At 58.8% G+C, this 12,630-nt stretch carries 14 protein-coding genes and 1 riboswitch; of the genes, 4 read left to right on the forward strand and 10 right to left on the reverse strand.

All coding sequences use genetic code 11. The annotated features are described in order from the left end of the window. Positions 1-54 precede the first annotated feature (54 nt). The gene (locus HMPREF1267_RS06625) at positions 55-510 is read left to right on the forward strand and encodes a PaaI family thioesterase (RefSeq protein ID WP_005279245.1); all 456 of its coding nucleotides are present in this window, start codon (positions 55-57) and stop codon (positions 508-510) included. On the opposite strand, the gene corA is transcribed toward HMPREF1267_RS06625, so the two are convergent. After that, positions 507-1,580, reverse strand: a complete 1,074-nt coding sequence (gene corA, locus HMPREF1267_RS06630; RefSeq protein ID WP_005279244.1) for a magnesium/cobalt transporter CorA — start codon at positions 1,578-1,580, stop codon at positions 507-509. The two genes, HMPREF1267_RS06625 and corA, sit on opposite strands and share 4 nt — an antisense overlap. Positions 1,581-1,696: 116 nt before the next feature. Between corA and HMPREF1267_RS06635 the strand changes: the two genes are divergently transcribed. Further along, positions 1,697-2,299 carry a bifunctional 2-polyprenyl-6-hydroxyphenol methylase/3-demethylubiquinol 3-O-methyltransferase UbiG gene (locus tag HMPREF1267_RS06635; RefSeq protein WP_023028800.1) on the forward strand — a complete coding sequence of 201 codons (603 nt, stop codon included), beginning with the start codon at positions 1,697-1,699 and terminating at the stop codon, positions 2,297-2,299. 4 nt (positions 2,300-2,303) lie between these two features. Here HMPREF1267_RS06635 and HMPREF1267_RS06640 read toward each other — a convergent pair whose 3' ends face one another. From HMPREF1267_RS06640 to HMPREF1267_RS06655, 4 genes are all read right to left on the reverse strand, one after another. Then, the gene (locus HMPREF1267_RS06640) at positions 2,304-3,839 is read right to left on the reverse strand and encodes a bifunctional hydroxymethylpyrimidine kinase/phosphomethylpyrimidine kinase (protein ID WP_023028801.1); all 1,536 of its coding nucleotides are present in this window, start codon (positions 3,837-3,839) and stop codon (positions 2,304-2,306) included. Continuing rightward, positions 3,832-4,461, reverse strand: coding sequence for a thiamine phosphate synthase (gene thiE, locus HMPREF1267_RS06645; protein WP_023017514.1), 630 nt, complete (start codon positions 4,459-4,461; stop codon positions 3,832-3,834). Before thiE ends, HMPREF1267_RS06640 begins: the two co-directional genes overlap by 8 nt. Next, the gene (gene thiM, locus HMPREF1267_RS06650; protein ID WP_034667126.1) at positions 4,458-5,282 is read right to left on the reverse strand and encodes a hydroxyethylthiazole kinase; all 825 of its coding nucleotides are present in this window, start codon (positions 5,280-5,282) and stop codon (positions 4,458-4,460) included. Before thiM ends, thiE begins: the two co-directional genes overlap by 4 nt. Further along, a riboswitch (TPP riboswitch) is annotated at positions 5,270-5,365 on the reverse strand. It overlaps the preceding gene by 13 nt. Positions 5,366-5,469: 104 nt before the next feature. Further along, a complete protein-coding gene (locus HMPREF1267_RS06655) occupies positions 5,470-6,819 on the reverse strand; it encodes an NAD(P)/FAD-dependent oxidoreductase (protein WP_023028803.1) in 1,350 nt (449 codons plus the stop codon). A gap of 204 nt (positions 6,820-7,023) precedes the next feature. Between HMPREF1267_RS06655 and HMPREF1267_RS06660 the strand changes: the two genes are divergently transcribed. Continuing rightward, a complete protein-coding gene (locus HMPREF1267_RS06660; protein ID WP_023028804.1) occupies positions 7,024-8,337 on the forward strand; it encodes a class I SAM-dependent methyltransferase in 1,314 nt (437 codons plus the stop codon). Between the two features lie 15 nt (positions 8,338-8,352). Here HMPREF1267_RS06660 and HMPREF1267_RS06665 read toward each other — a convergent pair whose 3' ends face one another. The 4 genes from HMPREF1267_RS06665 to HMPREF1267_RS12735 all read right to left on the reverse strand — a co-directional run bounded on the left by HMPREF1267_RS06665 (position 8,353) and on the right by HMPREF1267_RS12735 (position 11,106). After that, complete coding sequence (locus tag HMPREF1267_RS06665) at positions 8,353-9,258, reverse strand: Dyp-type peroxidase (RefSeq protein ID WP_023028805.1); 906 nt, start codon at positions 9,256-9,258, stop codon at positions 8,353-8,355. Between the two features lie 633 nt (positions 9,259-9,891). Further along, positions 9,892-10,056 carry a hypothetical protein gene (locus HMPREF1267_RS13155; protein WP_023028806.1) on the reverse strand — a complete coding sequence of 55 codons (165 nt, stop codon included), beginning with the start codon at positions 10,054-10,056 and terminating at the stop codon, positions 9,892-9,894. A 3-nt stretch (positions 10,057-10,059) separates the two neighbouring features. After that, on the reverse strand, positions 10,060-10,761 hold the full coding sequence (locus tag HMPREF1267_RS06675) for a YceI family protein (RefSeq protein WP_023028807.1): 702 nt from the start codon (positions 10,759-10,761) through the stop codon (positions 10,060-10,062). A 3-nt stretch (positions 10,762-10,764) separates the two neighbouring features. After that, positions 10,765-11,106: a hypothetical protein gene (locus HMPREF1267_RS12735; protein ID WP_042403724.1), complete on the reverse strand. Its 342-nt coding sequence runs from the start codon at positions 11,104-11,106 to the stop codon at positions 10,765-10,767. Between the two features lie 127 nt (positions 11,107-11,233). Here HMPREF1267_RS12735 and HMPREF1267_RS06685 point away from each other — a divergent pair, with 127 nt between their 5' ends. Beyond that, complete coding sequence (locus tag HMPREF1267_RS06685) at positions 11,234-11,611, forward strand: RNA polymerase-binding protein RbpA (protein ID WP_005279221.1); 378 nt, start codon at positions 11,234-11,236, stop codon at positions 11,609-11,611. A 78-nt stretch (positions 11,612-11,689) separates the two neighbouring features. Here HMPREF1267_RS06685 and HMPREF1267_RS06690 read toward each other — a convergent pair whose 3' ends face one another. After that, a complete protein-coding gene (locus HMPREF1267_RS06690) occupies positions 11,690-12,589 on the reverse strand; it encodes a polyprenol monophosphomannose synthase (RefSeq protein WP_034667320.1) in 900 nt (299 codons plus the stop codon). Between the last annotated feature and the right edge of the window lie 41 nt (positions 12,590-12,630).

Consider the following 12,630-nt stretch of genomic DNA (forward strand, 5'->3'; position numbering starts at 1 on the left):
CTATCCTACGTCACCGCCGCGCTTTCGCCGCGCTGGCGGTTAAGCTTGAAGACTATGTCAGATACCCAGATACTCAATGACTTGCTTCATACCGCGCACACGCGCCTGCTCAACGAGGAGGAGCTGGAGAAACTAAATTCGGTCAACGGCGGGCTTGCCGAGTTCATCGGCCTTACCTTCGACCGCGTTGGCCCAACCGAGGCCCGCGCGCGCCTTACCGTGACTCCTCAGCATCACCAGCCGTGGGGCGTGGCCAATGGCGGTCTTTATTGCACCATCGCGGAATCGGTGGCGTCTATCGCCAGCGTCGCGGCTGCCGATGCCCCGGCGATGGGCGTCAATAACTCCACGGACTTCATCAAGGCGACAGGGGAGGGCGAGCTAGAAGCGGTGGCCACCCCCATTCAATTGGGCACGCGCACCCACGTGTGGAGCGTAGAGATGCGCCAAGGAGACACCCTCATTGCACGCACCACGCTGCGCACCATGATTATGGATAAGCGCAGCTAGAGCCAGTGGTTCTTCCGGAACCACGCCCACAGGCCGCCAACGACAGCGACCATGATGATGATTGCCATGGGATAGCCAAAGGCCCAGTGAAGCTCCGGCATGATATCGAAGTTCATGCCGTAAATACCGGCGACGAGGGTCGGCGCGGCCCACATGCCGACGACCGCGGAGATCGTGCGCATATCCGAGTTTTGCTGCATGGTGACCTTGGCCACCGAGGCATCGATAAGCGAGGTCAGGCGTTCATCGAAGCTGGCGACCAAATCATTGACCACGAGCTCGTGGTCATAGACATCGCGCAGGTAGGACCGGATCTGCTTAGAGATGAGATCCTTGTGATCCGAGACCATCGCCTTTAATGCCGCAGAGAGCGGATAAATGGCGTGTTTCATCTCCAAGACTTCGCGCTTGAACATATAAATGCGGTCAACATCGAATTTGAGGTTCGGGGTAAAGATTTCCTCTTCGAGTTCATCGACTTCATCGCTAATCAGGCGGGCGACCTCGGAGTAGCGGTCCACCATCATGTCCAGGATCTTCCAAGCCATGGCGACGGGCCCGAGCTCCACCAGGTCCTGCTCGTCTTCGACCGTGTACGCCAAGTTAGGCAGCTTCGCACCGTGGCGAACGGTGATGATGAAGTTAGAGCCCATAATCATCTGGATTTCGCCCGTGGAAATAATCTGGCGCTTATCTTTCACCTCATCGTGGTCGCGGTAATTCACTGAGCGCGCCACCACAAAGAGCTGGTCATCGTAGCGCTCCAGCTTCGGTCGCTGGTGGGCCATAACGGCGTCTTCCACGATGAGCTCGTGGATGCCAAATTGCGAAGCGATCTTCGTCATCTGGGATTCATAGGGCTCATGCAGGCCCACCCAGACGAACCCGCGGCCGTATTCCGCCACGGTTTCCAGGGCGGAATGCGCGGAATACTCGCCGGGTAGGGCCTCACCATCGACGAAGACCCGGCAGTGCTCAATGGCGCGCTCCGCGGGAACCGGCGGGAAGGAGGGCTGACTAGGAGGCGTGGATTTCTTTCGGCCCCTAAAGGGCGTGGGTACGGACGGCATCGTTTCAGCCTCCTTTGCACGGTAGTGCGGATAGTAACGCAATCAAGTAGTAAAACGCGCCACGTTTTACGCAGCGGGTAAAGCTTACACCGACGGTGGGTAATATAATCGAATCTATGCCTACGTGGAAAGAAGTTACCGAAGCCAATCCCGCCCACTCCCATAATTTCGCCCGCAAATGGAAGATGCTTGAGGCGCAGGGCAAAGACATTCATGGGGAGGCCCGGCTTGTCGATGCCATGGTGGAGCGCAATTCCACCATCCTCGACGCCGGCTGCGGAACCGGCCGCGTCGGCGGGGAATTGCTACGCCGTGGTCACAGCGTGGTGGGCATTGACGTGGACCCCATTTTGATCGAGCACGCTGAACATGACTTCCCCGACGGCGAGTGGTTCGTCGGGGACCTGTGCACTGAAGAGGTTCCTGAAGGCCCCTTTGACTTGGCTGTTTCCGCAGGAAACGTCATGGGCTTTTTGGCCGTGGACGGCCGCGAGGAAGCCCTGCGGAATATTTTTAACTCGCTGGCCCCCGGCGGGCGCTTCGTCACCGGCTTTGGGGAAGGCCGTGGTTGGGATTTCCAGGACTTCCTCGATATGGCGCAGAAGGTGGGCTACCGCGTTGACTTCACGTTTTCCTCTTGGGACATGAAGCTATTTTCGGAGCATTCCACCTTCTTGGTCGCCGTGCTATCTAGGCCTGGCGCGGACCTCTTGGCCTAAGGCTTTAAAAGCGCCGGTCCGCTTGGTCGAAGAAATCGACCTCGTGGATGCTGGCGCTGATAAAGGCGCGCTCGGCGCGGGTCCGGGTGGCCTCATCCGCCTTCTCCAGGGTTTCCTCCACAATCTTGATGCTCTCGCGCACTCCGGCGAGGAAATCTTCGCCGCCGTAGACCTCCAACCAGGCATGGTAGGGGTGATCGGGCGAATCGAACTCCGCCAAGTGCAGACCCACCTCTGCATACAGCCAGTAGCAGGGAAGTACGGCTGCGATGCCTACGGCGTAGTCGTCCGTATGGGTGCTGCGGATGAGAAAATCCGTGTAGGCGCTGGTGACCCGCGATGGCGCGGTGGTGGCCGAATCCTTCAACCACCCGCGGTGCAGCTCAGCCTCTTCCGCGAGGCATTCATAGGCGCCTTGCGCCCAGTGCAATTGCTGCGCGGTATCGGGCGCCTGACTGGCGAGGCGGGCCAGGGCCTTCGAGTAGGACGCCAGGTATTGCGAATCCTGATCGAGGTAGAAGCTGAAAGCATCATTGGCGAGCGCACCGGAACCTAGCTTCTGAATAAAGGGGAGTGCCTTTACCTGCTCCCAGTGATCCGCAGCGATATTCCACAGGCGCTGCGTGTACGGTCCTGCGGGCGCAACGCGCGGCTGGTCTGGGTTTTCCACCTCTTCCAAAGGCCCAGCCAGGTGAGGAAGCGGGACCGAGGATGCAGCCCGCATCATACGTTGCGAGCGATGTAGGTGATCTACTGGCCCGCTGCCTTTACCAACGGCGAGCGCATCCGCATGAGCAATCGCCTCATGCAGCCAATCTGTCGCCCACTCTAGGGCGGTGGCGGCTTCATCTCCTGCGCCTAACCTCGTTGCTAGGGCAGAGGAGAGGGAGCATCCAGTTCCGTGGGTGTTTTTGGTCTGTACTCGGGCCGATTCCACTCGGTGAACTTTTCCGTCTGGGGTGACCACGGCGTTATCGGCAACCGCCGAGTCAAGGTGCCCGCCTTTGACGATGACCGCAGTATCCGCCTCAGCGGCCCACGCCTGTGCCACTTCGATGGCGCGGTCTAGGTCCGTGGCTTCCTCCGTCTGCGTCAGTACGGCCAGCTCTTTTAGGTTGGGTGTGATGACATCAGCACGAGAGCACAGCTCGCGCACCGCCTTTTCTGCCTCGGGGGCCAAAAGCCGGTCGCCGCTGGTGGCCACCATGACCGGATCCAAGACCACGGGGACGGACGGGTCGATGCGGTCGAGGAATGCGGCTACGAGGTCGGTGATGTCGGCATCGGCAAGCATGCCGATCTTAATGGCGTCGATGTCAACGTCCTCCCGGACCGAATCCAGCTGCTCCTGGAGGAAGTCCAGCGGCGGGACGTGGACGCTGCGCACACCCTGGGTGTTTTGTGCAACCAACGCGGTGACCACGCTCATTCCATATCCGCCCGCGGCGGCGATCGACTTCAAATCAGCCTGGATGCCGGCTCCGCCCGTAGGGTCGGTTCCAGCAATCGAGAGAATTCGGGGATAGGTTCCTTTAGCCACGGTAGGCCTCCTTTAGATTGTGTGCGGCAGCTGCCGGGTCATCGGCAGCCATGATGTCGCTGACCACGCAGATCCCTGCGAAGCCGCTTCCGGAAAGTTCGTGGGCATTGTGTGCCTTGATGCCGCCGATGGCGACGGACTCGATGCCGCGTTCGCGCGCCGCGGTGGCAAGGTGCCCGGCTGCTTCGGCGCCAATTCCTGCTGGGGCATTCTTCTTGGTTGCCGTCGAGTAAACCGGGCCAATCCCAATGACATCGGGAACGTGCTCTGGGTCGATGGCATCCAACTGATCCAGCGTTCCCACCGAAAGCCCGATGAGGCTATCGGGGCCGAGCAGCGCGCGGGCCTGGGAGAAGTCCATATCGTCTTGGCCAATGTGCAGGTGGCAGCCCACCTTGGCCGCTACCTCGACGCGGTCATTGATAAAGAGCGGTACGTCGCCCAAGACCTTCATGAGCTCGCGGGCGGTAGCCTCGACTTCCTCGTCGCTGGCCTCCTTATCGCGCAATTGCACGACGGTAGCCCCACCACGCACCGCCTCTTGCACGATGGGTATGACCTTGTCCCGCCCGCCGGCGAGCTTAGGATCGGTGATGAGATACAGCGTCCAATCGATGCTCATGCTAGCCCCGCAACGTCCGCGACCTCGGAGGCAGAGATGCGCTCTTCGATGGCGTCAGTGGTGAGCTCATGCAGCGCATCGAGCCAGGCAACCGCAAAGGAGCCAGGTGCCGTGGATGTCTCAGCGGCAACGCTGCCCGCGGCTCCTACATGCGCATGCGCGGCGATGATAGCCGCGAATGGATCCTCCCATGCTGCCAGGTAAGCCGCGCAGATGGCGCCGAGCGAACACCCAGTGCCGATGACGTTTTGCAGCATCGGGTGCCCAGATTCGAGGCTTACCGCACGCGGCCTTTCGCCTGCCTGCACGATGAGATCCGTGGGGCCGGATACGCCAATAACGGCCCCGGTTTCGCGGGAAAGTTTGAGCGCCGGTTCCAGCGCCGCCTCCACGCCATCGGTAGATTCCACGCCGCGCCCGCCGGCTCCGGTTCCTGCCAAGGCGATGATTTCGGAGGCGTTGCCGCGAATCGCCGTCGGGCCCTGCGGCAAGACTTCATGCATAAATTCGGTGCGCTTTTCCAGCCCACCCGCGCCAACGGGATCAAGGACCCACGGGTTTCCGGCCGCGGTCGCACCGGCGATGGCCTCGCGCATGCCGGCGTATTGCTCGGAATTCGGGGTTCCGCAATTGATGAGCACGCCGCTGGCGATCTTCGCAAAATCTTGCGACTCATCTGGAGTATCTACCATTGCTGGGCTGGCGCCGATGGCCAAAAGCGCATTGGCAGAAATATTGCTGACGACCTTATTGGTCAAACACTGAATAAGTGGAGCGGTATCGCGCACCGCATCGTGGGCACGCAGAAATGATAAGTCCACAACAATCCCTTCGCTAGTTCTAACTAAGTGCAGGTTCGATGGGTTTTTCTCAGCCACGGTACGTGGCACCCCATGTTGTAATATCCAAGCCTAACAAAAATGGGAAAATAGGAACGAAAACCACAAAAGCCGCCGCCTACAGCCCCGAAAGTGGGGTAGTGGGACGGCGGCCGGTGCCGAAGAAAGTTTAGTTCTCTTCTTCTGCCTCGTCGATGAGGTTGCGGGCGATGCGCTGCTGGGTAGTAATCTCCAAGTTACCGCGGTTGCGGGAGAGGATATTAGCCGCCCAGTTGACCAGTACGGCCAAGCGGCTGCGCAGGCCAATGACGTAGGTCAGGTGCAGGGCCAACCACGCCAACCAGCCTGGGAAGCCGGAGAACTCGGTCTTGCCCAGCTTCACGACGGCATTGAAGCGGGTGACGATGGCCATGGATCCCTTGTCGAAGTACTCGAAAGGTTCCTTTTCATCGGCCGTGGATTCCTCGTCCACCTTGGTCTCGATGAGCTTGGCGACGTGCTCGCCGCCCTGGATGGCCACCTGTGCCAAGCCCGGCAGGCGGTTCAGAGACATCATGTCACCGATGATGTAGACGTTGTTGAAGTCACCAACGGTCATGTCATCGTTGACGGACACGCGGCCGGCGCGGTCAGCCTCGACGCCGGCCTGGTCAGCGACCATCTTGCCCAGCGGGGAAGCGGCAACACCGGCGGACCAGATCTTGGTCGCGCCCTCGAGGGTGACCTCTTCATCGGTCTTCATGTTCTTGTATGTCACGGAGTCTTCGTTGACATCGGTGACCATGGCGTTCAGGCGAACGTTGACGCCTTCCTTCTCCAGGGTGCGCTGGGCGCGGCGGCCCAGGCGCTTGCCAAACGGCGGGAGCACCTGTGGCGCGCCGTCAAGCAGGTAAATCTTGGCGGCGGAGGTGCCGTAGGTGGAATAGACATCGCTTAGCGTGCGGTTAGCCAACTCCGCGATCTGGCCGGTGAGCTCCACACCGGTCGGGCCGGCGCCGACGATGATGAAGGTGAGGAGGCGCTCGCGCTCTGCGGGGTCATCGGTAAGCTCAGCCTTTTCGAAGGCCGAAATGATGCGGGAACGCAGCTCCAAGGCATCATCCAGGGTCTTCATGCCAGGGGCAAACTCCGCAAAGTGGTCATTGCCAAAGTACGACTGGCTGGAACCAGCGGCGACGACAAGGGAATCATAGGAGTAGGTGCGCGAAAAGTCATCGAGCTCGGCCGTAACCGTCTGGTCCTCCAGGTTAATGTCGGTCACGTTGCCGTTGACAAAGTCCACATTATCCTGGTTGCGCAGCAGCTGGCGGGTCGAGGGAGCAACCTCACCTGCGGAAATCATGCCGGTTGCCACCTGGTAGAGCATCGGCTGGAACAGGTGGTGGTTCTTCTTATCGATGAGGGTGATCTCAACATCGGCGTTCTTCAACTTCTTCACAGTGTTAAGACCGCCGAATCCACCGCCAACCACGACAACGTGGTGACGGCTTCCGTTTGGACGATAAGGGGTATCAGTCATGGAATTAATGCGACCTTCCTCGAGAAAGCTTAATTTAAGTACCCGTATAGTGTAAACGCTCGTCACATAACGTGCATACTTGATACCCATTTAGATGCGTTTCGGGTTTACTTTCCTGCGGAGCGTCTTGACCGAAACCGCTCAGAAACTGGCTAAAATAAGCCCACACCGTGACCCCTTGCACCCAGGAGCGCTCCCCAAACCATGAGTTTTTCCACCCCCGAGCATTTACGCTCCATCGACGCGGAGGCATGGCCCAATATCGCGACCGTGCCATCGCAGCGCTGGGCGACGCTAAAATCCCGCCGGGCCGAGGCGGAATTTGCCAAGGCCTGCGATAATGCCGGCTTGGAACTGGAACTCGATGCAGCGGGCGGTCCCGATTTAGAGGTGGGCCACGATGCGCTCTTCGAGCGAATCGCCGCTACCGGATGGTTAGGTTTTGCCGAAAGCTACATGGCAGGCGAGTGGACCGTCGAATCCTCCGCCCAATTGGTAAAAGTTTTGGGCAAGCTCCTGCAGGTGGGATACCTCCCAAAGCCGCAGGGAGTAAGCGTCCGCGATTCCGAGCCAGGGGAGCTGCCACTCGACTTGGTGCGCCTCTATGCCGGCGATGGCCTCAGCCACGTTGGCGGGATTTTCTCCAGCGGCGTGCCGACGACGATCCGGGAAACGGTCGAAAGCTTTAGCCCAAAGGCCGGCGGCAGGGAGCCGAAGAGCCACTTTGTCGATGTCACCACGGTCAGCGAGCCCACCAACGTGGACCGAGATGACTTGGGAGAGGCGCAGCGCAGGGCGGCAGATTGGCTTCTCGATGCCACCCGCACCGGCGCCGGTACCCACCTTCTGGTCTATCCCGCTGCCGGGATGCAGGCCGCGATACGCGCTACCAAACGCCGCGCCACAGTCGACGTCCTGACCAGCGATGTCGAACAAATCACCCAGATGCGCGAGGCGCTTGTCTTTGCCGGAACGGAAGACTCTATCCACGTAGAGCGGATTCCGGATTCCGTTCCGAGCCCCAAGCAGTGGCGCGGGCACTACGACGCGATTATCAGCGTGGAAAAATTCGAGCAATTGAGCCCGCGCGAGCGCAAGGCCTATATCCGAGTCCTCGATCGCTTCCTTACCGCAAACGGGCGGGCGGCTTTTCAATCCATCGTGGCCACCGAATCCATGTCGGATGCTGCCCGAGCATCGTTGCAGGCCATGCGGGCCTATATTTGGCCAGGCCTCGACTACCCGCTGACTATGGATGTGCACCGGCTCGTGGATAAGAACTCTCACCTGCGCATCGTGTCCGAGACGCACGTGGGCAGCCACTATATTGAGTCCCTGCGCCAGCAGCGATCCTTTTTTGATGGGCACCTTCGCGAGGCCGCCGCTGCCGGCTTTGATCCGGTTTTCCGCAGGTTATGGACCTTCCAATTCGCACTTCGCGAGGCGCTCATGACGCTCGGGATGATCGATTCCGTCCAATTTGGCCTAACCCACCGCAATCGCGGCGGGCGCCGTTAGGATTTTTATTGCTTTTTAGTGCGGAAGCTCGTCGAATTCGTCTAGCAGGTCAACGCTCGGGACGAAAAAGTTCGTACCGGTCAGGGCCGTGGAGAAGTCCAGGATCCGGTCGTAATTTCCCTCAGGATCGCCGATAAACATATTGCGCAAACGTTCGTTGATATCTTCTGGGTCTTTGGCATATCCAATGAAGTACGTGCCCATCTCACCTGCGGCAAAGGAACCGAAGACCATGTTCTCGCGGTAGATATCCTCCTCAAGGTCATTGAGGGCCACGTGGGAATTGGAGGGCTGCGCATCCTCATCGAGCTCCACGTCATCGGCCTTGGTGCGCCCGATAACGCGTTCTTGCTCTTCGGTGCTGATGCCGCTCCACTTATCTAGGTCATGGGTGTACTTTTGCACGGTGACGTAGGAGCCGCGGGGATAATCGGCGTCATCGGAAAGCAGTACCGTCTCTAAAGCTTCCTCGGGGAGGGGATTGGCGGTGCCATCCACAAAGCCCAGGAGATCGCGCTGGTCCAGATACTTGAATCCCTGGGTCTCATCGACCACGGTGGCGGCATCGCCCAGCTGGCGCAGGACCTGGCGCGCCATCTCGTGGCAAAGGTCATACGTATTCGCGCGGAAATGCAGCAGGATATCGCCGGGCGTAGAGGGAGCCTTGTACGTACCCTCCAGCGGCTCGAACTCCTTGAGCTTGTCCGGGCGGGGAGCGCTGGTAAGGCGCGGCCACATAGACGCACCGATGCCGACGACCGTATAAAGCTCGCCCTCATTGTGGCGGAAATTGACGGACTTGAAGGTATCGCCAAATGCGGAGAGCATGTCCCGAGTGGCTTGCTCGCCGCCTTCCGCAATGTCCAAGACCAGGAACAGGGCGGCGCGGGAAGGCTTTTTAACAACGCGTTGAATAGTCATGAGCTCCAGCATATGTGTTGGCTTTCGGCGGTGCACGTTTGGTGTCGTGTGCCGGCGTGGCTTGCTGGCGTGACGCGTTGGCATGGTGTGATGCGTTTTTGCAAATAGTGATCCGATTTGGGCCGTTCGGAGGGCACTATTTGTCAATTTGGAACATACTGCGCTGTGAGTGGCTTGAACATTCTTGACTGACGGGCCTCGGCACGATGGGAGGGACTTCCACGGATATAAAATGACATAATATACATTATCGGACAATTATGGGGATCTGTAGGTAAAGCTGCGGGCGGCTTGCGCTTGTTTGGATTGCGTGCGATCCCGCCTGCCGTATTCGCGGTTCGGTACGGAGCTTTGACCGCAATCTTTGTTTTGGATGCGGCGTGCTAAGGCTTGCAGGTTCCGTGGTTAAGCTGGCCCAGACTTGGCCGAGTCGCCTTTGAGTGCCTAAGGCGAGCCGGCCTTTCGAATCCGCTTGGGCTTGCCTAGGGTGTCCGGCGAACCTCCCGACGGCCCAAACGCCCGATTGTGCGTGTGGGCGCCGATAATGGGACTTTCCTGCCGCTGCGTTGAGGCCACTTATACCCCTACTTTTAGTCACGGTGACGTTAATCAAAGGGGTAAAGCCTTGGTCCTCTATTGGTTTTTATAGGCACTCCATAGCTGCCAGATGGTTAATACCGCCAGCAATGCTGCAATCGCAGTGACAATCCACATCTGTTGGACCGCAACGAAAATCGAGAAAGCTATGACGACTACGAGGCGGAACCACAGCACGGAAATTAAGCGTCGAGAATTCATGGTCTAGTCCTTGTTCAGGGAGATGCGCAGGTTGATCTCGCCATCTTCAGCGACCTTGGCCGCCAGCATGTCAGGCGTCTCCACGTTGTAGTCCAGGCGGTTAATCGGAACGTCGCCGCCAATGACGATATCGTCACCGTCACGCAAGACATCGAACTCGTGGGTGATTTCCTGCGTCTTGTCCTTGATCGTGAGGTCACCGGTGAGCTTGACGGAGCCGATGGTGCCGTCTTCGGGGACATCGGCAAGCGAGGCGGGCTTGGTAAGCGTGAAGGAAGACTCTGGGAAGTCTGAGGTCTTAAAGAGCTTGGACTTCATGTTTTGGTCGCGGACCTTCTTGTCCGTGGTGAGCGCATCCATATTCACCGTGATGGTGGCGGATTCCAGCGTGGAATCGGAAATCTCCGCCTGACCGGTGACTTCCGTGGTCGATCCGGAGGTGGACGTCCTTTCCGCGGGCAACACCTCGTCGAAGGTAAAGCCCACCGAGGTGTGGTTATCGGCGCGCCCCTTGGCCACGGACCAGGAACCGTCGAGCGGCGTTGAGGCTGCCTTGGCGCCATCGGCAGTCACGGGCTCCGTCTTGACGCCGCCGCTTTTGAAAAGCGAGTACACAATCGGGCCGATCGCTACGGCGGTAAGCACGAGGATTAAAACCACGAAGATGGAAACGACGAGTTTCCGGTTATAAAAAAGATTTTTCATCTACTATCGAAGTCCTTCTAAACGCCGAGCCAGCGAAATAAGCTCCTCACACAGACTGGAAAGCTCTTCCGCGCTCGCGCCTTCTTCTGCGGCGGTTTGAATGTCTTCTGCGGAGCACCGCAATTCAAAAAGGCCGTCGCGCAAACCTTGCACTTTATCTGGGCTTAAGATTACTGCATCGGCAGGAATATCCGTGCCACTAACATTGTTTCTTTGTTCATAAGCACGCTGTTTGCACGAGGCGCTGCAAAACTTACGTGGTCGTCCCCTACCGCCTTGGTCAATATCCTTTCCACACCATTGGCAGGAACCGACATTGCTTTCACGACTAGCTGTACGGATCACTCGATACACTTTAGTCCATTAAACGGCGGGCTGGGAACAATACTGCATGGGTGTTCGTTATAATAAATAGCTCTTAGGCGAAACTATCGCCGTCAATCAGGGATCTCTTTGAAAAGGATGATGTTGCATGGCAGATCGCGTACTCCGTGGCAGCCGTATGGGTGCAGTCAGCTACGAAACTGACCGCGACCACGACCTCGCACCGCGCCAGATGGTGAAATACCGCACGGACGATGGTGAGATTTATGAGGTGCCCTTTGCACATGAGGCAGAAATCCCTGAAGAATGGATGTGCAAGAATGGCAAACTGGGCCACCTCGTAGAGGGTGAAGGCGTGGAAGCTAAGCCCATCAAGCCACCGCGTACCCACTGGGATATGCTGCGGGAGCGTCGCTCCATCGAGGAGCTCGATGAGCTTTTGGAAGAGCGCATTAACCACCTGCGCTCCCGCCGTCGGACCGCTGCTCGCCTCCTCAAGGAGCAGGAACAGCAGAAGAAGTCTTAAAGGCTCAAGCGGAATTAATTTAAGCCCGTACCCTGACTGCCATTTTGGCACGGGGTACGGGCTTAAATGCTGCCTAGATTATTTCTTCTTGGTCAGCTGGCCCACCTGGTGCTTGACCAAGTAGCCCAGCTCATTGGCCAAATTGGTGGCCCAACCTACACCGTTGCGGGCCTTCTGGCCGGCATTGTGAACGGAGCCGTATTTGACCTCGTGGTCCGCCAGCTTGGACACCTCGCCGGCGAAATCCTTCACCTGCTCCGCACGGTGGGCCACTCCCCACTTGGTTACCTCGAAGAGGGAGTCCTTGACAAAGGAACCATCCAGCTTGGATTCGCCGTACTCGCGCTCGGTGAAGGTGATGGGCACCTCGCGGATATCGTATCCAGCCTTGACCGCGCGGAAGGCCAAGTCCACCTGGAAGATGTAGCCGGCCTTGGAGAGCTCATCAAAGTCGATGTCTTCCAAGAGCTCGCGGCGGAAGGCGCGGTAGCCTGCGGTCATATCGGACAGGTCGGTGCCGAGCGCGAAGGAGATGTAGAGGTTGCCCAAGCGGGACAGGTACTCGCGGGATGCCGGCCAGTTAACGGTCTCGCCGCCTGGCACGTAGCGGGAACCGATGACGAGGTCCGCGCCCTTGTCAATCTCCTCCAGCAGCAAGTGCAGCTGCTCTGGGGCGTGGGAGCCATCAGCATCCATCTCACAAAGGACCTGGTAATCGCGCTCCAAGCCCCACTCGAAGCCGGCGATATAAGCGCCCAAAAGGCCGCCCTTGCCCTCGCGGTGCAGCACGTGAATGTGGTCATCTTCTGCTGCGAAAGCGTCGGCCTTCTCGCCGGTGCCGTCGGGGGAATTATCATCCACAACGAGGATGTGAACCTCTGGCAGCGCCTCGCGGACGCGGCCGGTAATCAAGGGAAGGTTTTCAATCTCGTTATACGTTGGGATGATAACCAGCGTCGCAGAATCAAGAGTGCTCACCAGCGTCGCAGAATCAAGAGTGCTCACAGTAATTAATGCTC

It is taken from the genome of Corynebacterium sp. KPL1824, from assembly GCF_000478095.1.
In the GTDB taxonomy this organism is placed as follows: domain Bacteria; phylum Actinomycetota; class Actinomycetes; order Mycobacteriales; family Mycobacteriaceae; genus Corynebacterium; species Corynebacterium accolens.